Below are 24,145 nucleotides of genomic sequence, written 5' to 3'. Positions count from 1 at the left end.
GCACCTAATTGAATGTGGCGAGCAATAAAAAAACTTGACATCAAGGATAAATTATTTTTGACTGCCCACCTGTAGCCCCGGTGGTAACTCCAAGGTATCGCCAATGGCCGTGCCATTCCAGTAGGCCGCAAGGAGAACATCACAGGTCTTACCCCAGGCGATCGCCCCCTGACGATCCAAGCCAATGGCGCCAAAATCCCGTTGCCGACGGGCAGCTTCCCGGAAGGATTTTTCAAAGGCCGCCTCTAGGGACAGGCCATCGGTTACTCGCACCACAATCCGCGCGGCCAGCGCCTCATCGAGAATGTCTTCACCAATGCCTGTACAACTGACCGCTGCTAAGCTGTTGGCATAGTTTCCCGCTGGGGTTGCAGAGTCACTCACCCGCCCAATACGCTCAAAACCTTTGCCGCCAGTGGAAGTCCCCACAGCCAAGTGTCCCTGCTGATCTAAAACCACCACACCAACCGTGCCCCGTCTTGCCCCTTCGGCCACCACCCTCGCCATTGATTTTGAGAAATTGCCCTTGCGTTCCTCGAGCCACTCGTAGAGTCGCTGATCCGTTAGGGGTTGATACACAGGCAGCTGCAATTCACGGGCCAACTCTGCTGCCCCCACATCCGACAGAACGCGATCGGGGCACTGTTGTAGCCAGTGGGCCAGATCAATGGGATTTTTTACCCGCGAGACGTTGATGACACCACTAAAGCACTGCCGCTGCCCATCCATTAGAGAGGCGCTCATGCGAATCTGCCCATCGGACTGCAGCACCGAGCCTGTGCCGGCATTAAAGCGCGGTTCATCCTCTAGGAGCCGACACCCCAAAACCACTGCCTCAATCGCCGTTGCCCCTTCTTTGAGGGCCTGAACCACTTGGGTAACAATGCCATGGAGGGATTGGCGGACAGGAATGAGACCACCTTTGTCTTGGAGTGAACTGCCAGCGCCGCCATGGAGAATAACAGTGGGTTGGGGCATCCTCAATCCTAGAAATTCAGTAGTGTTCTAGCTCCAGGATACCCTGTGGCAATAGCCTGAATCTACTGCTTTAAGCCACCACAGCAGTTGCCAGAACCTCCTCCTCCTCGGTTGCCGCAGCTGCTGTATCTTCAGCATTCAGGAGGGTTTGTAGTTCTTGGATAGCTTGCTGGGTAGTTTCTACTTGACTGAGGAGCGATCGCGCGATTTTTTCGCCAGAGGCGGTGGACTGCACCACTTCGCGGATGTGATGGCGAAAATGATTGGCCATTTCCTCCACCTGCTGGTTGGCAACAACCACTTGGTTGGCCAGTTTGTTAATGGCCTCGACAATAATATCGAAGCCCGGCGTCCGCTGGCCACTGCGACTGGCAATCAACCCCGCTTGCACCGCAATGTGCTTCACCTGACGGGTAATCTCAGCAATTTGATGGGTGGCTTGGTCAATAATTTCCACGTCCTGTTTCAGGCGTTCGCTGAGACGATATACCTCCGCGGTGTGGCGGCTAATTTGGTTAACTCCCGTGAAGGTTTCCTGAAAGGCTTTTTGGCCACGCTCTGAGAGCACTTGGCTGATGGAGATGAACCGTTGGTTCAGTTGAGCAATCCGCTCTGCTTGCTCACGGACAGAGCGCTCCTGCTGCTCTAGGGCTTCATTCATCTGCTGGGCGCGGGTGAGCTGGCTTTCCAGGCGCTTGGCGTAGTCCTGGTTGCGCTCTTTTTCCAGTTTTAGGCTCTCAAGGATGTGCTGGGTGTGGAGGTGCTGCTGCTGAATAAAAAGATTTTTCCTACTCAGGACTTGAGCCTGGGCAATGAGGACGACCCGCATATCCACCAACACCAGTTGCTTACCCCTGCGCACGACAATGGGTTCATAGACAAAGGCAGGGGGGCGATTCAAGGCCTGCTCCACGGCTTCTTCGACGGGAGTGCGTGCCATCAAGACAAGGGGAGGAACTTTGGGGTTGGCAATTTCCGGCAATAACTTAATCGGGCGCGGCAAGTATAGATCTCGGCCAAATTGCTGACTCATGCGCTCAAAAAACTTGACCTTGGAGATCATGCCGATGACGCGATCGCCTGCCACCACCAACACCCCTGGTAGGTCAGGGTCACGTTGAAATTGATCGGCAACGTCTTTAGCAATGGTCTCCGGCGAAACCTGATAAGAAAAATAGGGCAGGTCTGCTAAGGTGGTGGCTGCGGCAAGCTGAAGGTTAGATGTCGCCTTCAGGGTCTCATTCATTTGCGTGTCCCCCCGGAATGAGCATCGAATTGAATTGCTTGAGAGCGGCAAGTGTACTTACGCTTGATGCACCTGTCTAATTATGTCGAATTCAGCCTAGGAGAGTATTATTTTTTGGTTATCTTTTGGTTAAGGTTTGCCATGATGGATTTAAAAAATGCCTTAGATTTCAATGAGGGCATCAGCGGATGCCTGAATGACTCGGAAAAGGTGGGTTTTACCAGTAATTGTAATCTGAAATACAGTTGACATTTTCCCGATCTATGAATTTTCAAAATACCACCGCTCTACCTCCCGTTGAATGGCGGCGATTTCCAAGGGACTCAATTTCTCCAGATTTTTAAGGGCAATGGCCATGCGTCCTTGCTGACTCAGGACTGTGCGATGGCGTGCTAGAAAATGCCAATAAAAAAAGTTAAAGGGGCAAGCGCGATCGCCCACGCGTTGCTTTGGATCATAGGCACATCCTTGGCAATAATTACTCATGCGCTGAATGTAGTTAGCGGAGGCGGCATAGGGTTTGGAGGCCAAGCGTCCGCCATCGGCAAATAAGCCCATTCCCAAGACATTGGTTTGCATTACCAATCATAGGCGTCAATAAAGACACTGTGGAACCAGTTTTCCACCTCCTGAGGCGCTAAGCCAGTGATGAGAGCAAAGTTGGCCAGGATCATCAGCCGCTGAATGTGATGGGCATAGCCAGTGCACTCAATTTGCTTGAGAACGTGGCGCAGGCAGCTCATTGTAGCGCGATCGCTCTGCCAAAAGAAAGCCGGCAGAGGTTGGTGGTGCTGCAAGAAGTTTTGCTGACAGTAGTCGGCACCGAGGTAGTGATAAAGGCCATACATATACTCGCGCCAGCCAAGAATTTGGCGAATAAACCCCTCAACGCTATTGAGGGGGAGTTGCCCTTCACTGTAGGCCCCTAAGGCCGCATCAATCACTTCTTGGGGATGCAGTAGGCCTAAATTCAAATAGGGGGAAAGGAGGCTGTGCCACAGGGTCTGTTCTTCCACCACCATGGCATCTTGGTAGGGGCCAAACTGGGGCAAGCGGTATTCAATAAAGTTTTCCAAGACTTGCAGGGCTTGAGCGCGGGTGACCCCCCAGTAAAAGGGTTCGATGTGACCGTAGGTTTGACATACCTCCTCGTCCCAAAGGAGCGAGGATTCCTTGACGCTTCACAGAAACCTGCTACCGAGGTAGTCTTACGGTTTCTCCACGTCCATTTAAAGTCTCCCAATGTCCTATGGCGACTCCCTCATTCTAGCACAAATATCACAAAAGCCGTCCTACAAGGACGGGGCTTGTATCCCATTTCATTGGTCAAAGTTTCCTTGGCGCACTGTTTCAATGACTTCTTGGGTCATCCTATCGGGGCAAAAGCGCAGCGGTGGTGGGGGTTTGAGGTTAGCAGGGGGCACTTGGCGGTTCTCAGCATCGTAGTTCCATTTGCCGCCGGCAGGAGATTTGCCCTCCATCAGGATTTGAAACCGCTGGCGCCCTGCACGGTAAAAGTGTTCCAGAACAAGGGTTTTGCAACCGGCTGCCCACTGCTGAAAGTCCGCTTCTGACCAGAGAAAGTGATTGTTTGGCAGCAATTTAATGGCACAGGGCAGGTCAAGGGTGGCAATGAAGTCACGAAAGGGGCGATCGCTAGGTTGCATGAGCCGCACTTCGTGGATGTTGTGGGCGCTAATCCACTGCCGCAGCGGGGTGACAAAGTCGGGGGCGATCGCGTAGGTTACTGGCCAACCGGCCGCTTCGAGCTCTTGGGCAAAGTGCCGCATAGCCGACCACACCAGCACCAGTTTTTGGGCATGGTAGCGGCGTTGTTTGACCCACTGGTGGGACTCAATGAGGATGACGGGGACAGGATGGGCGCAACTTTGCAGCGCGGCCTGCTGTAGCGACAGTTGATCCCCTAAAACCCAAACGCCAATGGCCATCAACAGTGGTTTCCTACTGCTCCTTTGACACCATAGCAGGGTTAGAGAGGGTGGTTAAGGGTTGTCCTTGTGGTTTATTCTTATGGTCAACGATTGCAACTCCCTACGAAGCTGACTATGCAAATTCGCCGCCGTCCCCCCAATCCCGCTGTCACTGTTCGCAACCTCCACTACCAAGTACCGGTGGCCGATGATGCCCCTCGCAACATTCTTGAGAAGATTGTTTGGCACAAGGAACAGGAGGTGGAGCAACTGCGGGAAGTCCTGCCCTTGGCTGATTTACAGCGTCAGGTGCTGGAGGCGCCACCGGTGCGTTCTTTTTTGGCGGCTGTGCAAAACCCTGTCACCCAACCAGCGCTGATTGCTGAGGTCAAGAAGGCCTCCCCCAGTAAAGGCATTATTCGCCCCAATTTCGACCCGGTGGCGATCGCCCAAGCCTACGTTGCCGCGGGTGCAACCTGCCTTTCCGTCCTAACGGACAGTGAGTTTTTCCAGGGCAGCTTTGAGTACCTCGCTCAAATTCGCCAAGAGGTGGCGGTGCCGCTGTTGTGCAAGGACTTTATCCTCTATCCCTACCAGATGTTTCTGGCAAGGGTGCGGGGCGCCGACGCAGTGCTACTCATCGCGGCTATCCTCTCGGACAAGGATTTGCGCTATTTTCTGCGGATTGCCCATGGGTTGGGTCTAACCGCCCTTGTGGAGGTGCACACCGCCGAGGAGATGGAACGGGTGCTGGCACTAGAGGACGTGCAGCTTGTGGGGATCAACAATCGCAACCTGATGGACTTTAGTGTTGATCTGGCCACTACTGAAAAACTTTTGGCCAACTATGGGGCGCAACTGCGCGATCGCAACATCCTTGTGGTCAGCGAATCGGGCATTCATCAGCGCGCCGATGTCGAACGGATGGCACAAGCCGGCGCCCAAGCCATTTTAGTCGGAGAATCCCTAATGCGCCCCCCAGCGGCGATGGCACACTTCAGCGAGGCGGAGGAACTCCGAGCGCGGATTCAGCAGTTATTTCCAGAGTTAGCCCACTAGGTATGCCCCTGAAGGCAGTTTTGTTTGACTTCAATGGCGTGATCCTCGATGATGAGGCCATCCATGCTGCCCTCATTGAGGAGATCTTGCTGCAAGAAAATTTGCGGCCGCAGCGGGGGGAGTACGACCTTTTTTGCCTGGGACGGAGCGATCGGGCCTGTTTGGATAACCTCCTCAGTCGCCGCGGACGGGCAGTGACCCCGGCCTATTTGGATAAACTGGTGGCTCAAAAGGCCGCCGCCTACCGAGCCCGCTTGGCCAGTATCGAACCGTTTCCCTTCTTTGCGGGGGCGATCGCCCTGCTGCAAAAACTCCATGCTGCCCGATTGAAAATCGCCATTGTCACCGGTGCGGTGCGATCCGATGTGGACTTAGCCCTTGAGCGGGGACACCTCCACTCGATGGTCGACTGCATTATCAGTGCCGAAAGTGTGGAACGCAGCAAACCTTATCCTGACCCCTATCTACGTGCCGTTGAAGCCTTGCAAGCCCTAGGGAGTGATCTCACAGCCGCTGATTGTCTGGCGATCGAGGACACCTTGGTGGGCATTCAATCCGCCCGCGAAGCCGGCGTCAAAGTCTTGGGGGTAGCCCACACCTATCCCTTCCATATGCTTCAGCGTCGCTGTCATTGGGCCCTCGATCGCCTGGATCAGTTTGACCTTGAGGCAATTGCCCCAGTGTTTGACCGCAGTGTGGCCGTCACCCCTCCTAGAGGTGTTTCACCTCGGCAATGAGTTGATTGAGCACTTCCTTGGCATTGCCAAAGAGCATCAGCGTTTTCTCTTTGTAGAACAACTCATTGTCAATACCGGCAAAACCTGGATTGAGGCTGCGCTTGATCACAATCGTGTGCCGGGCCCGATCCACATCGAGAATGGGCATCCCATACACGGGGCTGCCGGGGTTGGTGCGGGCAGCGGGATTGACAACATCATTGGCGCCAATCACCAGTGCTATATCCACATTCTCAAATTCTGGATTGATGTCCTCCATGTCCTTGAGTTGGGGGTAGGGGACGTTCGCCTCAGCAAGCAGCACATTCATGTGTCCCGGCATGCGACCGGCAACGGGGTGAATCGCGTATTTGACATCGACCCCCAGCCGCTCCAATTGATCCGCTAGTTCTTTGACGCTGTGCTGCGCTTGAGCCACCGCCATGCCGTAGCCGGGGACAATGACCACCGACTTGGCATAGCCGAGCATCATTGCACTTTCTTCAGGGTCAATGGTGCGCACTGACTTCGCCGTGGCATGCGCTGTCACTGCTCCGTTGCCGGTTGTCGTACTGCCAAAACCACTAAAGAGGACATTGGCCAAGGAGCGATTCATGGCTTTGCACATAATCTGGGTTAAAATCAGCCCTGAAGCCCCCACCAAGGCACCCGCAATAATCAATATACTGTTGCCAACAATAAAACCAGCGGCACTGGCAGCCAGCCCTGAGAGGGAGTTCAAGAGGGAAATGACGACCGGCATATCGGCACCCCCAATGGGCAGGACAAAGAGCACCCCTAAAACGCTGGCGATCGCCACCAAGCCCCAGAACAGCAGCAGCTGACTCGGATCCAACCACACCCACCCACTGGCAACCAAGAAAGCCACCAGTAAGCCGAGGTTAATGGCCTGCTGCATTGGGAAAATGATCGGGGTTCCTGACATCAGTCCCTGAAGTTTGCCAAAGGCAACAAGGCTACCAGTGAGGGTGACCCCGCCAATGAGCACCCCCAAAATAATGGTGATCAGTGTGCTGGGGGTCAGTGGTTCACCCAGGGTCACGCTGCGGCAAAATTCACCGATACCCACCAGGGCAGAGGCCGCCCCTCCTAAGCCATTGAGTAACCCCACCATCTGAGGCATGGCCGTCATTTCCACTTTGTAGGCAGCGATCGCGCCAATGACACTGCCGAGGCCAATGGCCGCTAGGACACCCGTGTAGCTCATCATCTGGCGATCGAGGAGCGTGACCACAATCGCAATCAACATCCCCAACGCAGCAAGGCAATTTCCTTGACGTGCCGTGGCTGGAGACCCCAGTTTTTTCAAACCGAGGATAAAGAGCGCTGCCGCACCCAGATAGCTCAATTCTTCAATGCGTGTTAGCCAATCCATGGTTCCTACCGCTTAAACATCTGCAACATGCGATCCGTGACCAAAAAACCGCCCACCACGTTAATCGTGGCTAGCACCGTCGCAATGAATCCCAAGACGACCGTTAAGGTTGTGCGCCCACTCCCCGCCATCAGCAGGGCACCAATCACAGCAATACCAGAAATGGCATTGGAGCCAGACATGAGGGGAGTATGTAGCGTGGGGGGGACTTTGTTAATCACCTCAAAGCCAATGAAACTAGCCAAGACAAAAATCATCAGACCAACAAGCACAGAATCTGTCATTGAACTCACCCCCTGAGCAAAGAACTAAAGCATGGGTGCCAAGGTTTGGGCAGGATGCAGGAGTTGCAGCACCCGTGGGTTGCGGACCTGCCCTTCATGGGTGACACAGGCGGCATCCACAATGTCATCGCCAAAGTTCAACACCAATTCCCCCTTGGGAGCAACGTACTTCAGGAGCGTTGAAATGTTTTTGGCATACATTTGACTGGCATGCACCGCCATCGTGGAGGGCAGATTAATCGGGCCAATAATGGTAACCCGCTGATGACAAATGGAGCGCCCTGGTTCTGTGCAGGCACAGTTGCCCCCCTGTTCAGCGGCTAAATCCACAATGACTGAACCCGGTTTCATGCTGGCCACCATACGTTCTGTAATTAACAGGGGAGCCGGTTTACCAGGAACTTGGGCCGTGGTAATGATCACATCGGCGCTGTGGACATGGGCAGCGATCGCCTCTTGGGTTTTGTGCTTTGCGGCCTCAGAAACCTCTTTGGCATAGCTGCCAGCAGCCCCCGTCTCCTCCTCAAGGTTGACTTCCACAAATTTGGCACCGAGGCTTTGCACTTCTTCTTTGACCGCTGGGCGAATATCAAAGGCTTCAACAACCGCGCCTAGACGCCGAGCGGTCGCGATCGCCTGCAAGCCAGCCACTCCTGCCCCAATCACAAACACCTTGGCGGGGGGAATTGTACCCGCGGCTGTCGTCAACATGGGGAAAAAGCGCGGCAAATGGGAAGCGGCCAATAACACTGCCGCATAGCCCGCCACTGCCGCTTGGGAAGAGAGGGCATCCATACTCTGGGCACGACTGGTGCGGGGAATACACTCGAGGGCAAAGGCAGTAATGTGCCGCTCTGCCAAGTGTTGCATTTGCCACGGATTCCCTAGGGGATTGAGAAAACTCATGAGGGTGGTGCCAGGGCGAATCCACTCCACCTCGCGATCGCGCAGCGGCGCAACCTTGAGCAGCACATCAACACTGCCCCAGACCTCTTCAATCGAGTAACCAATTTCCGCCCCTGCGGCACGGTAGTCATCATCGCTGAAGTGAGCCATATCCCCTGCACCGGACTCCACCCAGAGGTGATACCCCTGCTGCACCAGCTTGGCAACAACTTCAGGAATCAGGGCAACCCGCTGTTCCCCCACTTCGCGTTCCTTAACGACCCCAACTTTCATAGGCACTCTATAGATAGGGTTTGCAGTCTTTACAGAACAATTCCTTGGTGTAGTCATCAGGGCATCTGTTTTATAACAGCCCGAAACCGTCACAACACATTCACATACTGTTCTGTACTGATTCTCAAGCTACTGCGATCCCCTCGGGAATGGGAGGAAATGTCAGCGTTTCATGGGGATTCTCTACAACTCTTATGATCCCCAGTAACATTTGTAACAAATGTTGATATTATCCCTGAGTACTTTTACTCAAATAGGATTTGACCCCAATAGAAATGAATTTACTTTTATCTGAATTTATTCTCAATCCATGCCCAACTGATCACTTCCAGAGCCCCTAACAGTTAAATGTCCACTTGAAAGGTGATGGCAATTGGCAACAGTCACTGAGACAGGGTTAAGAGTGCTTTATGGCAATGGGATGCAGCAGCAGTTTCCTCAACCAGCAAAAATCGCCCTGGGGATAACTAAAGGGGCAAACAGGACTTCAAGCGGCAAAGTCAAGTGTTCCTAGAGGGTAGGTAGATAGGATAGTAGGCGTTCCCAAGAAAAGGGGAGGACAATAGACATTCAAGCGCAAAAAGTTGACCTCATTAGGAGAATGTATGAACTTCTCAATAGAAGCAGGGATTTGAATTGAACAGACCAAAGGTTTTAGGAATTAACCAATTCAGACCTTTGGGATTTTTGGCATGGTCGCCGCGCAGTAGCAGAGCATCCGCAGTCTCTCCCAGGAGCTCTAGCCAATCTCAGCCAAGATAAATATCGTCATTTACGCCATGCAGTAGCCCAGGACCTGACCACCTTTTCCACGTTTATCCTAGAGGTATCCAGCCTCCGCCGCGAAGGCTATCCCTGGCTGGCGTGGCTCTATTGGCTCAGCACCCCTATCCTAGGGTTTCTTTGTGTGGAAGCCGGTGTTGCTTTCTCCCGCTGGGTTTAGGCCAGGGGCAAGTCGCCAATACTGGCTAGTAGTTTCGCTTCCTCCTCCCAGGAAATGAGACGGCCTTGGTTTTCGTAGTCAGGAATTTGATCAAAGTAGAGGTAGCGATAGAGATCCGCTGCAAAGGGATCGATTTTCCGCGTCACAATTTCTAGGTACTCTTCGCGGGTAGGAATGCGCCCCAGCAGGGCACAGACAGCCGCCAGCTCTGCAGATCCCAGATAGACCCGTGCCCCCTTGCCCATGCGGTTATTGAAGTTCCGTGTGGAGGTGGAGAAAACCGTGGTGTTATCCGCAACGCGGGCTTGGTTACCCATACACAGAGAGCAGCCCGGCATCTCCATCCGTGCCCCAGCAGCGGCAAAAATACTGTAGTAGCCCTCTTCGCGCAACTGCTGCTCATCCATACGGGTGGGCGGGGCAATCCAGAGACGAACCTGCACCGTTCCTTCCCCTTCCAGCACCTTGGCAGCGGCACGGTAGTGGCCAATATTGGTCATACAGGAGCCAATAAAGACCTCCTGCACCGGATCGCCGGCACATTCCGAGAGAGTTTTGATATTGTCGGGATCGTTGGGGGCAGCCACCAGGGGTTCCTTGATCTGATCGAGATCGACCTCAATCACATCAGCATACTCAGCATCGGCATCCGCAGCGAGAAGACTGGGATTGGCCAGCCATGCCTCCATTTTTTTGATGCGCCGCAGGATTGTCCGCGCATCGCCATAGCCCCGAGCTACCATGTTTTTGAGCAACACCACATTGGAGCGCAGGTATGTGGCCACCGTCTCTTCGCTAAGTTTAATTGTGCAGCCGGCCGCCGATCGCTCCGCTGTGGCATCGGTCAGTTCAAAGGCCTGCTCCAACTGCAAATCCGGCAGCCCCTCCATTTCAATAATGCGTCCTGAAAAGACGTTTTTCTTGTTTTCCTTAGCAACCGTCAGCTTACCCTGCTGAATGGCCACGTAGGGAATGGCGTTGACAATGTCCCGCAGCGTCACCCCCGGTTGCAAGGAACCTTTGAAGCGCACCAGCACCGACTCCGGCATATCCAAAGGCATCACCCCCAAGGCGGCCGCAAAGGCCACTAAGCCAGAGCCAGCAGGGAAGGAAATGCCCAAGGGAAACCGCGTGTGGGAATCGCCCCCCGTCCCCACGGTATCAGGCAGCAGCATGCGGTTGAGCCACGAGTGAATGATGCCATCTCCCGGTCGCAGGGAGACCCCGCCCCGCGAGGTGATAAAGTCCGGCAGTTCTTTGTGGGTTTTAATGTCAACGGGCTTTGGATAGGCCGCCGTATGACAGAAACTTTGCAACACTAAATCCGCACCAAAGCCCAGGCAGGCCAATTCCTTGAGCTCATCGCGGGTCATGGGACCTGTTGTATCCTGCGAGCCAACCGTTGTCATCACCGGTTCGCAGTAGGTGCCGGGGCGGACCCCAGGGAGGCCACAGGCTTTGCCGACAATCTTTTGCGCCAGGGTATAGCCCTTGCTGCTGTCAACGGGAGGCTTGGGACGGGTAAAGAGGGGACTGGGTTCGAGACCAAGGGCTGAGCGCGCTTTGTCGGTGAGGGTACGACCAATGAGCAGCAGAATACGCCCACCCGCTCGCACTTCATCCAAGAGGGTATCGGGCTTGAGGGTAAACCGGCTGATCACGTCCCCCGCTTCATTGGTAATTTCGCCGCGGTAGGGGTAAATCGTGATCACATCCCCCATCGTCATTTGGCTGACGTCGCACTCGATGGGCAGCGCGCCTGAGTCCTCCATCGTGTTGAAGAAAATGGGGGCAATTTTACCACCAAGGCAGACACCCCCTGTGCGCTTATTGGGGACGTAGGGAATGTCCCGGCCAATGTGCCAAATCACAGAGTTGGTGGCGGACTTGCGGGAGGAACCGGTGCCGACAACATCCCCCACATAGGCAAGGGGGTAGCCCTTTTGCTTCAGTTCAGCAATGATTTGCAGTGCCCCCGGCAAGCGGCTTTCCAGCATGACTGTAGCGTGCAGGGGAATATCGGGACGCGTGGTGGCATGGGGCGCAGGGGAGAGATCATCGGTGTTGGTTTCACCCGCCACTTTAAAAACGGTGACGGTAATAGCCTCTGGCAGCGGTTCACGGCAGGTAAACCAGTCGCCATTGGCCCAGGATTCCATCACTTGGCGGGCATAGGGATTCCCTTGGTGCATGAGGTCTTGGACATCGTGAAAGGCGTCATACACCAGGAGGGTATGGCTCAGGGCCTTGGCTGCTGTAGTGGCCAGTTCAGGGTTCCCATGGCGCAGCAGGTCAATCAGGGAGTGGACATTGTAGCCCCCCAGCATGGTCCCTAGGAGCTCCACCGCTGTCACAGGGGTAATCAGGGGGCTGCTGAGTTCTCCCTTGGCGATCGCTGTCAAAAAGCCTGCTTTAATATAGGCGGCTTCATCGACCCCGGGCGGCACGCGATCGCGAATCAGGTGCAGCAGGTATTCTTCTTCCCCCGCCGGTGGCTGTTGCAGCAGATCACAGACTGCGGAGGTTTCGGCTGCCGTTAAGGGCAAGGGGGGAATGCCCAACGCGGCACGTTCTTGGGTTTGCTGACGGTATTGGCTGAGAACGGTTGTATCCACGTGCTGTTGACCTTCATTCAAACTAATTCAAAAACAAGTCAGTCCAAAATAGACTCTTGGGGGTATCTTGAATCTTACAAAAAACCGGCTGGCCGATTACCGCTAAACAGGCGCCAGCCCAGGGCCATGGCAGCGAAGCCAAGGGTAAACTGAATAAGGCTGACGGGCAGCAGGAAAACATATCCATTGAGAAAGACGAGGAAGGCCCCCAATGCCAGGGCGACGTAGCCAAACTTTTTTGTGCTCGAGTTGCCAAAGAGAATCATCAAAAGGCCGATTAGGACGAGTAGAACCGTTCCAGAGGCGCTGAGATTTGCCCAGAAGCCGGAAGAACAGCGAGTAGGAAAACACGATGTTTTGGCCGATGAAATAAAAGCCGCCAAAAAACAAAGCTAGACCGAAAAGGCGACCCATGGCACCCTGCCCTCAGTTTTGATTGCCGATTTTGTCTTTTTGATTTTACAGGATTTGGCTAGGAGCGAGAATGCCCACTGGCTTGAGGTGGGGGCGTGGCTCAATGCCAGTCCCGCTGTAACTCTTCAGCAGCGCGGCGGTAATCGGCTTGAGCCTCTTTAGCGTGTTTGCCTTTCCATTGGGTAATGGGAACCCCATCGAGGGCGGCCCGTTCATGGGCTTTGTAGGCGCGAATAAAGGAATGACAGGCGGCTACCCCCAACTGCAGGAGCGTATTTTGGGCTTCGAGGGCTTCATTGACACAGCGGGGATCAACGCGGGTGAGCAGGACGCGGTGGGGCACTTTCGAGGGTTCCACCACTTGCTTCACGGTTTCAATGAGGGCGGCAAGGTCAATGGGGGCAGGGGGGGTGGGCAGGACCAGATAGTCGGCGATCGGGACGACTGCCCCTAGGGCACTGGAGGTTAAGGCCGGGGGTGTATCGACAACAATCAGGTCATAGTCAGAGAGCTTGCGCACGTGACTGAGAAGTTTGGGGTTGACCTCCTGAGCCAAATCAAAGCCCATGGATTGACCACTGCGCTGAAACCACCAGGTCGCTGACCCCTGGGGGTCGCTATCCACCAACAGCACCTTGTACTGCTGTCCATAGGTGGCCGCCAGATTAATTGCTGTTGTGGTTTTGCCCACGCCGCCTTTGCCATTGAGAACCACCAGCAAACGGGGTGTTGCCAAGCTGACCCCTCCTAAAACTGCCGCAGAAAGCGCAGATCACTGGTGTAGAAGCGGCGAATATCATCAATTTGATGCAGCACCATGGCAAACCGCTCTACGCCAAACCCAGCGGCAAAGCCTGTATAGACCTCTGGGTCGTAGCCGACATTTTTGAGAACCGCCGGATCCACCATGCCGCAGCCCATCACCTCTAGCCAGCGTCCCTGCCACTGCACATCCACTTCAGCGGAGGGTTCGGTAAAGGGGAAATAGCTGGCACGGAAGCGAATGGGAACGTCACCAAAGAGTTCAGCCAAAAAGGTCGTGACGGTGCCCTTGAGATCGGTAAAGGTCAGCCCCTCATCGACCGCTAAAATCTCAATCTGATGGAACACAGCCGCGTGGGTGGCATCCTCGGTATCGCGGCGGTAACAGCGGCCGGGGGCAACAATACGAATGGGGGGCTCATAGAGTTCCATGTAGCGAATCTGCACCGAGGAGGTGTGGGTGCGCAGGAGATTGCCATCGGGCAGGTAAAAGGTATCCTGCATATCGCGAGCCGGGTGATCTGCGGGTGTATTCAGGGCCTCAAAGTTGTAGTACTCGGTTTCCATTTCTGGGCCATTGGCAACGGTATAGCCCAGACCGACAAAAATATCCAGAATACGGTCAATGGTGCTATGGAGAGGATGAATGTGCCCTTGGGGACGATAGACCCCCGGCATTGTGACATCAAGGCTTTCAGCCGCCAGTTGAGCGGCAATTTTTTCCGCTTGCAGGGTTGCTCGGCGTGCTTCTAGTTCTTGGAGGAGTTTTTCCTTGAGGGTGTTGGCGAGGGTACCGATGGTGGGGCGATCGCCCGCGGGCAATTTCCCCATTAGGGCCAGAATTTGCGAGAGTTCGCCCTTTTTGCCAAGATAGGCCACACGCAGTTGCTCTAGGGCATCGAGGGTACTGGCGGTGGCGATCGCCTGCAGGGCTTTCGCTTGCAAATCTTGGAGCTGTTGGCTGAGGCGATCGCGATCAAGAATAGGGCTGGTCATGGCAAAATGCGGTTGCGGGGTAGGGGTCTCGATCTATGCCCATAGGCTAGGAACAAGCCTTGATTATAACGCTCTGCCCGCAGTTGCGATCGCGATGGTTCTAGAATGCCAATTTGCAAACAAATCAGCCAGGTGCAAAACGCGGTTAGTCACTGGTTGGCCACAGCCCCCCAAGCCTTTCTTCGCTCACCCCAATTTTGCAGCAGCCGCGAGCAACAGATGGCGATCGCTGCCTGTGGACTGTGGTTTTGGGCACAATTCCTCTATTTGCACTATTTATCCCCAAACCCTTGGCCGTGGCTAGAAAGTCTGGTGGAGGCCGCCGCCGTTGTCATCATTGGTGGGTTCCCAGTGCTGTGGTGGGCAAGGGGTACACCTGATTTTGACAAGATTGCTCAACGGTGGCAGAGACGGTTACTCCTGAGTCTCGGACTGTACATTGCCATTGGCTTAGCCCTGCCGGGAGCAACCCACTTTCCCTGGCACCAGAGGCTCACGAGCTTGATCTTGAGCGATCGGGCGGGCCTGAATGGGCTGATTTTTCTCGGGGGCGTCTGGGCAATGGTGCGTGTTATTTTCCTGTTGCGAGACAAAAAGACGCCAACGCCGGTGCTGTGGGCATGGATCAGTGGCGCAGCCCTCTATTTGTTCCTCAGCCATCGTGGGCTAATTGCCCCAGCCTTCCCCCAGGCCTACACCGAAGGATTGATCATTACCCCTGTCTATCTGCTCCTATGTGCTTGGGGCGATTGGCAGCGGCGCCACCGTCTCCGCGCCACCCCCACCGGCTTGGGAGTGCAGGACATTCCCTTGATTGCCCTTTCGCTTTTTAGCCTCTACTGGTTCTCGACCCCCTACTTTCGTTTTGGCCCCCTTGTTGCCTTGCAACTCTTTATCCTGGTGATTATTTTGGGCAGCGGTTTGGGGCGATCGCACTTTGGCTATAGCTTTGAACCCCGCTGGCGGGATGCCCGTTTACTGGCGGCAATGTTCCTGGTGGCCTTGGTACCCCTGGTGTCCTTGGGGAGTCTATTGGGCTTTTTGCCCTTGGCGGCCTTCAACTGGACCCCCTCGCCGCTGCGGGTATTTGTCTATGTAACGCTCTTTGCAATGCGGGTGGGCATTTTTGAGGAGGTGATCTTTCGCAGTGGTTTGATGGTTTTCCTGCGGGACCTGCTGCGCCACTATGGGGGCGATCGCCAGCCGCCGGTCGTCACCACTTGGGGGGCAATTCTCCTGGGTGCGCTCCTTTTTGGCCTCCTCCATGGCGGGAACGAGCCCAATGCCGATGTGCAACTGTCCCTCATCGCCTACCGAGGGGTTTATATGCTCATGGCAACCCTCGCCTCTATCTTTTACTGCTTGGCGTTTGCCTGCACACAGCGCCTCTGGACAGGGGTCCTGCTCCATGGCCTCGTGGATGCGATCGCCGTCGTCTTTTTTGGGGCTGCCCTTGTCGCCCCTTTCTAGGGCACCACAATCACGGGCACTCCAAGTTGCACCTTCTCAAAAAGCTCTTCAATGTCGCGGTTGTACATGCGCACGCACCCGTGGGAAACCGCATGACCAATGGAATCAGGATTGGGGGTACCATGCAAGCCAACCCAATTGGTGCCATCGCTCCAAAAGCCAATCCAACGCCGTCCCAAGGGGTTTTGGGGATGGCCGCCGGCAATCACTGCCCCCGTAAAGGGATTTTTCCAAGCGGGATCGCGAATCATCTTTACCTCCGAGAGACCCCCTCCTTTAGGGAGGGGAGGGATAGGAGCGGCAGTCTGTGACTGCCAAGTATAGTTGTGTTACTCACAGAATAATCGCTATAATGCGAGGCATGCAAAAGGCTTTCAGTTACCGCTTCTACCCAACGACCGAGCAAGAATCCCTGCTTCGGAGAACATTGGGCTGTGTTCGGTTGGTTTATAATCGAGCACTGGCAGTGAGAACAGAAGCCTGGTATGAACGAAAAGAGAGACTTGACTACGTTCAAACCTCTGCCTTGCTTACTCAGTGGAAGAAGCAAGATGACCTTCAGTTTTTGAATGAGGTTAGCTCTGTCCCCTTGCAGCAGGCATTGAGACATCTGCAATCTGCTTTCAGTAACTTCTTTGCAGGTCGGGCAAAATATCCCAACTTCAAAAAGAAACGCAATGGTGGCAGCGCAGAATTCACCAAGTCTGCTTTTAGGTGGAAAGACGGAAAAGTATTCTTGGCAAAGTGCAACGAACCGCTGAATATTCGCTGGTCGAGACGGCTTCCAGATGGTGTTGAACCATCCACGGTGACCATCAGGCTTAACCCTGCTGGACAGTGGTACATCAGTCTGAGGTTTGATGACCCCAGAGAGTTGAAACTGCAGCCCGTCGACCCGTCGGTTGGTTTGGACGTAGGGATGAGCAGCCTCATTACCCTGAGTACAGGGGAAAAGATTGCCAACCCCAAGCACTTTAACCGCTACTACAAACGACTCCGTAAGGCGCAGCGGTCTTTGAGTCGCAAACAAAAAGGCTCTCGCAATTGGGATAAGGCGCGGTTGAAAGTTGCCAAGATTCACCAGAAAATCTCTGATTCCAGAAAAGACCATTTGCACCAGTTGACGACTCGATTGATACGTGAAAACCAAACGATCATAATCGAGTCGTTGGCTGTGAAGAATATGGTCAAGAACCGTCAGCTTGCCCGATCCATCAGTGATGCTGGATGGGGTGAACTGGTACGGCAATTGGAATACAAGGCCCAGTGGTATGGTCGGACACTGGTGAAGATTGACCGATGGTTTCCCAGTTCTAAACGCTGTGGACAGTGTGGTCACATTGTTGAGCGGTTGCCATTGAGCGTCCGAGAATGGGACTGTCCTAAGTGTGGGGCGCACCATGATCGGGATATAAATGCCGCTCGGAATATTTTGGCCGTGGGACACACGGTTACAGTCTGTGGAGCGGGTGTAAGACCTGATAGACATACGTCTGGAGGGCAACTGCGAAGAAGCAGAAAGTCCCAAAAGTGATTTTGGGAATCTCCCTGCTTTAGCGGGGGGAGGATGTCAACTGGCGAACTTGAAATTGACCGATAGGGGTTTCCCATCCTGGGCGACCCACGGCCACTGGATACCGGCGCAGGGGAGTGTGTCCTTGGTAGAGGGTCAATTGCCGCCGCGAGAGGCTGATTTCTAGGCGGAGGGGCACCGTGGCCAGGGCAAAGGGAAAACAACCCCAAAAACTCCAACTCAGCAGGGCAACAACCCCTAGCGATCGCTGGCCAGCTTTGAGGAATCCTTTTCTTTTCAATCCTGCAGCCACTCCTAGCACCGTGATCGGGGCATTGGTAAATATATAGATAGCTACGTGACGACTGCAAAGTTTTTAGAACTTTAGATGAATGACCAACTCCTGCGCTATTTGCCCCTCACCACGGGGGTGTTGGGGGGCACACTGCTGTTTATCAATCGTCTTTTCACCCCCATGCTCACCCCTGCCCAGGCCCGCGCCGATGTGGTGGGGGTACTCCTGGCAGCGGTCTTGATCTTGACAACCCTGATTTGGCAGCGGGTACAGCCCCGTCCTCCAGAAGCGGTAATCCTTGAAGGGGAAGAAGGATTTGAGCTGGCGGCTGATCTCTCGCCGGCGCTGAAAACAGAACTTGCCTGGCTCTCCTACACGTTGTTGAAGAATACGCCCACAAAGTCCATTGTCATTTGGCGGCACGATCGCCCCCTCCTGCGCCGCGGTATTCTGGGGCCCCAACCAATGACCACCCCTGGCGCCATTGTGCAGCGAGCCCTGCAAACCCAACGCCCCATCTATTTAGTGAATTTGGCCCTTTACCCCGGACGCATTGAATTTGAGTATTTGCCCCCCAATACCCAAGGGGTGATCTGCCAACCCGTGGATGAGCAAACCGTCATGATTTTGGGCACCAATGCCCCCCGCAGCTATACGCAGCAGGATGAGCGGTGGGTGGCGGCCCTGGCGGCAAAGTTCGCTCAGGTGCTGGCACAACAGTACAATAAAACCTAGACCCGCTTGCAAGCGACGGTGGACACTAAAAGACCGTTTATTAGGATTCCGCTATTGACTATGACTGTTGCAACTTCTGCGAGCACCGCTGTGCCCAGTGACTCCCGCCAACGGGTGGCCACCTTTCTCAAGGATCTACAGGATCAGATTTGTCAGGGCCTAGAGGCTGCCGATGGCGGTGCCCAGTTTCAAGAAGACACTTGGCAGCGTCCGGAAGGGGGCGGCGGGCGATCGCGGGTGATGAAAAATGGCCAGCTTCTGGAGCAGGGGGGCGTGAATTTCTCGGAAGTGTGGGGGGAGCAGTTGCCGCCTTCGATCTTGGCGCAGCGTCCTGAGGCGGCAGGGTACGGCTTCTATGCCACGGGTACCTCCATGGTGCTCCATCCCCGCAACCCCTATGTGCCAACGGTGCATTTGAACTACCGCTACTTTGAAGCCGGACCGGTGTGGTGGTTTGGCGGTGGGGCAGATCTAACCCCCTACTACCCCTTTGCCGAGGATGCCAAACATTTCCATCAGGTGCATCAGGCGGCCTGCGATCGCCACCACCGCGAATACTATCCCGTGTTTAAGCGCTGGTGTGATGAATACTTTTACCTAAAGCACCGCGGCGAAACCCGCGGCGTCGGCGGTATTTTCTTTGACTACCAAGATGGCAGCGATCGCGAGCTATACCGCGGTCCCAATCCCGATGGCGAAGCGGCTCGCTATAGCCAAAGGGTAGGTTCGATTGGCAGTCGGTCCTGGGAAGACCTCTTTGCCTTCATTCAAAGCTGTGGCCAAGCCTTCCTCGAGGCCTACCTACCCATTGTGGAACGGCGGCGTCACCTAACCTATGGCGATCGCGAGCGGCAGTTTCAGCTCTATCGCCGCGGGCGCTATGTGGAATTCAACCTTGTCTATGACCGCGGCACCATCTTTGGCCTCCAAACCAATGGCCGCACCGAGTCCATTTTGATGTCTTTGCCCCCCCTGGTGCGCTGGGAATATGGCTATACCCCCGAACCCAACAGCCGCGAAGCGGAACTCTATAGCACCTTTCTCAAGCCCCAAGACTGGGTCAATTGGCCAGTCTAAAGCCCCCCTAAGACACCACCGCCCAATCCTCTCCCCCTAGGCTCCATGATCAATGCCCCTGTGTTTCGCCGTGTGCTTGCTCTCCTTGGCGATCTGCGCCTAGCCATTCTCCTGTTGCTTGTGATTGCCATCGCCAGCATGGCCGGCACGGTCATTGAACAGGGGCAATCCCTCAGCTTCTATCAAGCCAACTATCCCGAAAACCCCGCCCTATTTGGCTTTCTCAGTTGGCGGGTCCTGCTGGCCCTGGGGTTGGATCATGTCTATCGCACCCCTTGGTATCTCACGCTGTTGGTCCTCTTTGGCGCCAGTCTCACCGCCTGTACCCTCACGCGTCAGGTCCCTGCCCTCACCACTGCCCAACGCTGGCACTATTACCAAGAACCGCGTCAATTCACCAAGCTGGCCCTGAGCACGACGATTCCCCAAGGCTCCCTCACGGCACTGGCCACCGCCCTCAGGGCAAAGGGCTACCGCGTCTGGCAAACCGATACGCAGCTCTATGCCCGCAAGGGGCTGGTGGGTCGCCTTGGCCCCATTGTGGTGCACGCCAGCATGCTTCTCATTCTCCTGGGGGGCATTTTAGGTGCCCTCACCGGCTTCATGGCTCAGGAACTCATTCCCAGTGGCGAAACCGTTCATCTGCAGCACATTGTGGAGGCGGGTCCCTTGGCGCGCATTCCCCAGGACTGGTCAGTGAAGGTGAATCGCTTTTGGATTGACTACACCGATGCCGGTGAGATTGACCAGTTCTACTCGGATCTCTCAATCCAGGATGCCAAAGGGCAGGAGGTGAAGCGGGGCACCATCCATGTCAACCGGCCCTTGAGGTATGGTGGGGTCAGCCTCTATCAGGCGGACTGGGGGATTGCCGCCATTCGCTTTCGCCTCAACAGGAGTCCGGTACTGCAACTGCCCATGGCACCACTGGACACCGGCGGCAAGGGTCGCCTCTGGGGCACCTGGCTGCCCACCCGCCCCGATCTCTCGGCGGGGGTCTCCCTCATTGCCCGCGATCTCCAGGGCACCGTGCTCCTCTATGGCCCCAAGGGGGAGTTTCTCACCAGCCTGCGCACCGGCATGAGTACGGAAGTGAACGGCGTTACCCTGACCTTGGTGGAGCTGGTGGGCAGTACGGGGCTACAAATTAAAGCCGATCCGGGGATTCCCCTGTTTTATGCCGGCTTTGCCCTGTTGATGGCCGGGGTGATCATGAGCTATGTTTCCCATTCTCAGGTCTGGGGGCTTCAGGAAAACCAGCGCCTCTACCTTGGCGGACGCACCAATCGGGCCCAGTTGGCCTTTGAGCAGGAATTGGTGGCGATCGCCCGCGAATTAGCCCCCCCAAGCCAAACCACCGCAGTAGACCTTTAGCCCCTTAGCCAGCCGGCCCCCGCCAATCGCAGCCCAGACTCGCCTTGGCGCAATCTCAGCGGTGCCCCCTCCAAAGGATTCAGAACTATTCCGTTGTTTGGATGGGCAGATACTCCAGTGGTTGCGTACCCCCTCCTTCAATCGGACCCCAGCAGTCACCGGGGGGAGCGTTCGTTGTCCCCTCCCTCACCGAGGCCGTTGTTACCCCATAGTTTTCCTCCTTGGCCCAGACGCAACCCGACACCCCTTTGCCGGCGGGATCAATGGCCTGGGCATGGACCGCAGCATACCAAGGATTGCCCCCGCCATGGAGAATACGCCCGCTCTCTTTGTCTCTCACTTGGTCGTAGGTGAGGACCAGGGGATAATAGCCATCCACCCGATAGCCGCCGTTGCTAGTGTTGTAGATCCCCAAATAGACCAGCTTGGTGGCAAACGTTTTATGGCGCACGCGGTAGGCCTCCTGGGCACGGTTAACTGCCCCCACGGCGGATTTAGCACCGGCCAATTGCGCCTTAAGGCGCTGGTTCATCAAAGAGGGCAAGGCCATCAGGGCAATCACCCCCAAAATCAAGATCACCACCAACACCTCCGGCAGGGTTAACCCCCCGTTGCCACTGCGCTGCTGTTGCCGGCGTTGTTGCAGAAAAAACAGCAGGTTAATGTAGAACGTTCCCTTCGGTTTCATGGTTAACCCCCAGTGTTCAAGTGCTTTATGGCAATTGGGTCGTGCCCACCCCTCTATGGATCTTACTCTCGATACTCACCGCAGCTCTTGCCCTCCTCAATGCGCATACCCCCGAGAATCGTCGACACCCGCACACATTGCAGGTAAGCACTCTCATAGGCATAGATGCTAAAGCTAATGCGCCGCGGCGTCACCGGTGTAATCACCCGCCCTTGGTAGTCAAAGGCCAGCTCACATTGCTGCATTGGCGATGCCTGTGCTGCCGGTTGCCAGCATTCTAAGCGTTGATTGTCCTCATTGGTCAGAGGGGAGTGTTGATTGTCCTCATTGGTCAGAGGGGAGTAAAAATCCGTCCCCCACATCACCATTACCAGTTGCTCATCATCGTCCACCAGGGGCTGCCATTGCCACCGCTCCCGATCGCTCCCCACAGGATTAATCGACCACTGCGGCCCCAAGTCGGTATTGCGAAAGGCAGCAATCCAAGGCAGCTTTTGTTTTTTAGCAGTGGCCTGCGCCAGGCGCAGCACATTGCGGGCATTATTGGCTGCCGCCCGTACCCGTTGCCGTTGCAGCAGTGGAAACAGGCTCATTGTGCCAATCCCCACCACAATGGCGATCACAACGATCACCACCAACACCTCTGTCATCGTATATCCCCGCTGGCGGCGTTCCATGCCTCGCATCCTCCCGGCTTAGTAGGTGGGCGTTTTTCCTTCCACAGAACGGCTTAAAACCGTTGTGGTGATCACAGGGCGATTTTCCAGATCTTGGGGGCGAATGCCCGGCAGCCCCTCTGGATTCCCCCGCAAATAAACATAGGTAGCCCCATTAAAGCTAGAGCCGCGATCCTGCACACAGGCAAAAAAGCCCGCAGGGGTGCTGTCGCGGGGCGTGCGCACAAAGGGCGTTGCCCCCGCAGGTGTCTGTGGGCAGTCGGCGGCGGCAAAAGTGGTATCCGTGTCAATAAAATCAGTAACGACCACCAAATCGGTCACGCGCAGGTAATCCTTAATGTCGGCTAGAGGACGACCACCCGCTCGAGTCTGCTGCAGATTTTCAGTGGCTGAACCACCGACTTTCATGGGCCAGCGGGCAAAGTTAGTCTCCCCCACTGGTTCCACATAACCTCGATTAATCCCCAAGTAGTCATAATCGCGGTTCTCAGCCACATTAGCCACCTGATACTTGCGCAGTTGATAGCGCACCAGCCGTGCTCTCCCCTGCCAGGGGGACTCGGGTGCCCAGAAGGAAGTGGCTGCCGTATCGATGTAGTAGACCACTAGGGTGTAGGTGCGGCGGCCATGTTGCAGCTCGCGGCAGTGTTGTTTTGTTCTGGGTTCATCGTTCGACCATACTTTCTCGCAATCCCGCGGCATCTTAAAGACGGCATACCCCAACTGGTTTTGATCGTAGGGAAACGGCTCCAAAATCCACATCGCCAGCACGGGCGTCATGGTTGAGGGAAACTCCGGCAGGTAATTCGTTAAGGGATCGCTACGGCTGGTATCGCCGCACTGCTGCCCGTTGCCGGCAAGGCAGTTGCCGTTATAGACAAAGACCGCCTGCGCCAAGTCATTGCTAATGACATCCATCGCTGCCTTGAGGTCTTGCCGCAGTTGATTCAAGGAGGCCTCGCGGCGTTCGGTCTGCAGCATGTCAATCAAGATGCTGCCCAAGCTCGCCATAAGAATGCCGGCAATGACCAAAGAGACCAAGATCTCCGTCAAGGTAAAGCCCTTCCCTCGCCACCACCGCCAGCCTCGCCATTTCATTGTGATTCCTCCTTTGCAGTGCTCATGTTCTTGGGTCATGGGGTGCATTTTTCGGCATCAACGCCTGAGATAAGACAGGGCTTCAGCGGCGTCAGCACGCACAATCTCCGTGGTCAAGACCGCCAGGGGTCGCCTTTCACTTTCTGGTCCACCGCTGGTGATCATTGCGGTTGCCGGCTCAATGGGTTGGCCAATACTGACGGCATCGATTGGCACCGGCAGGGACTCGGCACTATAGACGCGCACCTGCACTGGATAGCCCAAAACCAACCCACTGCTATTGGTGACCAAGCTGCCCCGATAGATCTGCACCCCAAAGCGGGTATTGTTCAGTTGCCGTTCACAGGCGGTGGTTGCGTTTGGGGGTAAAATGCAGTCGAGAATGGGGGTTGCTCCCGTCGGTGGCAGTTGGGTGGAGAGAGCTGCCGCATTCCCTAAGGTTGCGCCCACTGAGCTTGCAGGGGGCAGGAGTGAGGTGGAGCTACTGTGAATGTTGATCCCCTGCTCCATCATCACCCGCAGCCGGTCAACTTCTCCCCGCGCAATTTCTGTGGCCTGATTAATGCGGTCATTGCGCAAGCGGGTAGCGGCAATCAGGGCCAAGGGTGCGGCCAACATGGCCAAGGCCAAGTTCACCACCAGAATGGCAATGACACATTCCACAAGGGTGAGGCCACGGTGAGCCGTCGGGCAAGTCAT

23 protein-coding genes and 1 pseudogene are annotated in these 24,145 nt (G+C 55.4%); 7 read left to right on the top strand and 17 right to left on the bottom strand.

Going from position 1 to position 24,145, the window contains the following annotated elements; genetic code table 11:
• Nucleotides 1-51 precede the first annotated feature (51 nt).
• The 4 genes and pseudogenes from TLL_RS03580 to TLL_RS03565 all read right to left on the bottom strand — a co-directional run bounded on the left by TLL_RS03580 (nt 52) and on the right by TLL_RS03565 (nt 4,173).
• A complete protein-coding gene (locus TLL_RS03580) occupies nt 52-978 on the bottom strand; it encodes an isoaspartyl peptidase/L-asparaginase (protein WP_011056551.1) in 927 nt (308 codons plus the stop codon).
• 70 nt (nt 979-1,048) lie between these two features.
• Nucleotides 1,049-2,224, bottom strand: coding sequence for a hypothetical protein (locus TLL_RS03575; protein ID WP_011056550.1), 1,176 nt, complete (start codon nt 2,222-2,224; stop codon nt 1,049-1,051).
• Between the two features lie 261 nt (nt 2,225-2,485).
• Nucleotides 2,486-3,357, bottom strand: a pseudogene (locus TLL_RS13480) (cryptochrome/photolyase family protein); the annotation flags it as partial.
• Between the two features lie 186 nt (nt 3,358-3,543).
• A complete protein-coding gene (locus TLL_RS03565) occupies nt 3,544-4,173 on the bottom strand; it encodes a cryptochrome/photolyase family protein (RefSeq protein WP_011056546.1) in 630 nt (209 codons plus the stop codon).
• Nucleotides 4,174-4,290: 117 nt separating this feature from the next.
• Here TLL_RS03565 and trpC point away from each other — a divergent pair, with 117 nt between their 5' ends.
• Both trpC and TLL_RS03555 read left to right on the top strand, forming a co-directional pair.
• Complete coding sequence (gene trpC / locus TLL_RS03560; protein ID WP_011056545.1) at nt 4,291-5,214, top strand: indole-3-glycerol phosphate synthase TrpC; 924 nt, start codon at nt 4,291-4,293, stop codon at nt 5,212-5,214.
• A 2-nt stretch (nt 5,215-5,216) separates the two neighbouring features.
• On the top strand, nt 5,217-5,951 hold the full coding sequence (locus TLL_RS03555; RefSeq protein ID WP_011056544.1) for an HAD family hydrolase: 735 nt from the start codon (nt 5,217-5,219) through the stop codon (nt 5,949-5,951).
• Here TLL_RS03555 and TLL_RS03550 read toward each other — a convergent pair.
• The 7 genes from TLL_RS03550 to pheS all read right to left on the bottom strand — a co-directional run bounded on the left by TLL_RS03550 (nt 5,926) and on the right by pheS (nt 14,519).
• Complete coding sequence (locus TLL_RS03550) at nt 5,926-7,326, bottom strand: NAD(P)(+) transhydrogenase (Re/Si-specific) subunit beta (RefSeq protein WP_011056543.1); 1,401 nt, start codon at nt 7,324-7,326, stop codon at nt 5,926-5,928. The genes TLL_RS03555 and TLL_RS03550 overlap by 26 nt on opposite strands.
• 5 nt (nt 7,327-7,331) lie before the next feature.
• On the bottom strand, nt 7,332-7,610 hold the full coding sequence (locus TLL_RS03545) for an NAD(P) transhydrogenase subunit alpha (RefSeq protein ID WP_164920741.1): 279 nt from the start codon (nt 7,608-7,610) through the stop codon (nt 7,332-7,334).
• 24 nt (nt 7,611-7,634) lie between these two features.
• A complete protein-coding gene (locus tag TLL_RS03540; protein ID WP_011056541.1) occupies nt 7,635-8,789 on the bottom strand; it encodes a Re/Si-specific NAD(P)(+) transhydrogenase subunit alpha in 1,155 nt (384 codons plus the stop codon).
• Nucleotides 8,790-9,728: 939 nt separating this feature from the next.
• Complete coding sequence (gene acnB, locus TLL_RS03535; protein WP_231833820.1) at nt 9,729-12,368, bottom strand: bifunctional aconitate hydratase 2/2-methylisocitrate dehydratase; 2,640 nt, start codon at nt 12,366-12,368, stop codon at nt 9,729-9,731.
• A 53-nt stretch (nt 12,369-12,421) separates the two neighbouring features.
• Nucleotides 12,422-12,730 (bottom strand): hypothetical protein, encoded by a 309-nt coding sequence (locus TLL_RS03530; protein WP_164920740.1) that lies wholly within the window; start codon nt 12,728-12,730, stop codon nt 12,422-12,424.
• Between the two features lie 131 nt (nt 12,731-12,861).
• On the bottom strand, nt 12,862-13,497 hold the full coding sequence (locus TLL_RS03525; protein ID WP_164920739.1) for a ParA family protein: 636 nt from the start codon (nt 13,495-13,497) through the stop codon (nt 12,862-12,864).
• 11 nt (nt 13,498-13,508) lie between these two features.
• Complete coding sequence (pheS, locus tag TLL_RS03520; protein ID WP_011056537.1) at nt 13,509-14,519, bottom strand: phenylalanine--tRNA ligase subunit alpha; 1,011 nt, start codon at nt 14,517-14,519, stop codon at nt 13,509-13,511.
• 132 nt (nt 14,520-14,651) lie between these two features.
• Between pheS and TLL_RS03515 the strand changes: the two genes are divergently transcribed.
• Nucleotides 14,652-15,989, top strand: a complete 1,338-nt coding sequence (locus TLL_RS03515) for a type II CAAX prenyl endopeptidase Rce1 family protein (RefSeq protein ID WP_164920738.1) — start codon at nt 14,652-14,654, stop codon at nt 15,987-15,989.
• On the opposite strand, the gene TLL_RS03510 is transcribed toward TLL_RS03515, so the two are convergent.
• A complete protein-coding gene (locus tag TLL_RS03510; protein WP_011056535.1) occupies nt 15,986-16,240 on the bottom strand; it encodes a L,D-transpeptidase in 255 nt (84 codons plus the stop codon). The genes TLL_RS03515 and TLL_RS03510 overlap by 4 nt on opposite strands.
• A gap of 110 nt (nt 16,241-16,350) precedes the next feature.
• On the opposite strand from TLL_RS03510, the gene TLL_RS03505 reads away from it, so the two are divergent.
• Nucleotides 16,351-17,523: an RNA-guided endonuclease InsQ/TnpB family protein gene (locus tag TLL_RS03505; protein ID WP_164920737.1), complete on the top strand. Its 1,173-nt coding sequence runs from the start codon at nt 16,351-16,353 to the stop codon at nt 17,521-17,523.
• Nucleotides 17,524-17,542: 19 nt separating this feature from the next.
• Here the strand turns inward: TLL_RS03505 and TLL_RS03500 are convergent, their stop codons facing one another.
• On the bottom strand, nt 17,543-17,803 hold the full coding sequence (locus tag TLL_RS03500) for a L,D-transpeptidase (protein WP_231833819.1): 261 nt from the start codon (nt 17,801-17,803) through the stop codon (nt 17,543-17,545).
• An 87-nt stretch (nt 17,804-17,890) separates the two neighbouring features.
• Between TLL_RS03500 and TLL_RS03495 the strand changes: the two genes are divergently transcribed.
• From TLL_RS03495 to TLL_RS03485, 3 genes are read left to right on the top strand one after another with little or no spacing between them, the layout of a single operon-like run.
• Nucleotides 17,891-18,532 (top strand): cofactor assembly of complex C subunit B, encoded by a 642-nt coding sequence (locus TLL_RS03495; protein WP_011056532.1) that lies wholly within the window; start codon nt 17,891-17,893, stop codon nt 18,530-18,532.
• A gap of 60 nt (nt 18,533-18,592) precedes the next feature.
• Nucleotides 18,593-19,609 carry an oxygen-dependent coproporphyrinogen oxidase gene (gene hemF / locus TLL_RS03490; RefSeq protein ID WP_164920736.1) on the top strand — a complete coding sequence of 339 codons (1,017 nt, stop codon included), beginning with the start codon at nt 18,593-18,595 and terminating at the stop codon, nt 19,607-19,609.
• A gap of 45 nt (nt 19,610-19,654) precedes the next feature.
• Nucleotides 19,655-20,983, top strand: coding sequence for a cytochrome c biogenesis protein (locus TLL_RS03485; protein ID WP_011056530.1), 1,329 nt, complete (start codon nt 19,655-19,657; stop codon nt 20,981-20,983).
• A gap of 85 nt (nt 20,984-21,068) precedes the next feature.
• Here TLL_RS03485 and TLL_RS03480 read toward each other — a convergent pair whose 3' ends face one another.
• The 4 genes from TLL_RS03480 to TLL_RS03465 all read right to left on the bottom strand — a co-directional run bounded on the left by TLL_RS03480 (nt 21,069) and on the right by TLL_RS03465 (nt 24,145).
• Complete coding sequence (locus tag TLL_RS03480; protein ID WP_011056529.1) at nt 21,069-21,671, bottom strand: type IV pilin-like G/H family protein; 603 nt, start codon at nt 21,669-21,671, stop codon at nt 21,069-21,071.
• A 62-nt stretch (nt 21,672-21,733) separates the two neighbouring features.
• A complete protein-coding gene (locus TLL_RS03475) occupies nt 21,734-22,348 on the bottom strand; it encodes a prepilin-type N-terminal cleavage/methylation domain-containing protein (RefSeq protein WP_164920735.1) in 615 nt (204 codons plus the stop codon).
• Between the two features lie 18 nt (nt 22,349-22,366).
• Nucleotides 22,367-23,446 (bottom strand): PulJ/GspJ family protein, encoded by a 1,080-nt coding sequence (locus TLL_RS03470; protein ID WP_164920734.1) that lies wholly within the window; start codon nt 23,444-23,446, stop codon nt 22,367-22,369.
• A gap of 57 nt (nt 23,447-23,503) precedes the next feature.
• Nucleotides 23,504-24,145: a hypothetical protein gene (locus TLL_RS03465; RefSeq protein ID WP_011056526.1), complete on the bottom strand. Its 642-nt coding sequence runs from the start codon at nt 24,143-24,145 to the stop codon at nt 23,504-23,506.

It is taken from the genome of Thermosynechococcus vestitus BP-1 (assembly GCF_000011345.1).
Lineage (GTDB): Bacteria > Cyanobacteriota > Cyanobacteriia > Thermosynechococcales > Thermosynechococcaceae > Thermosynechococcus > Thermosynechococcus vestitus.
Note: the sequence above shows the minus strand (reverse complement) of the source record. Positions and strands in the feature narration are given on the sequence as shown.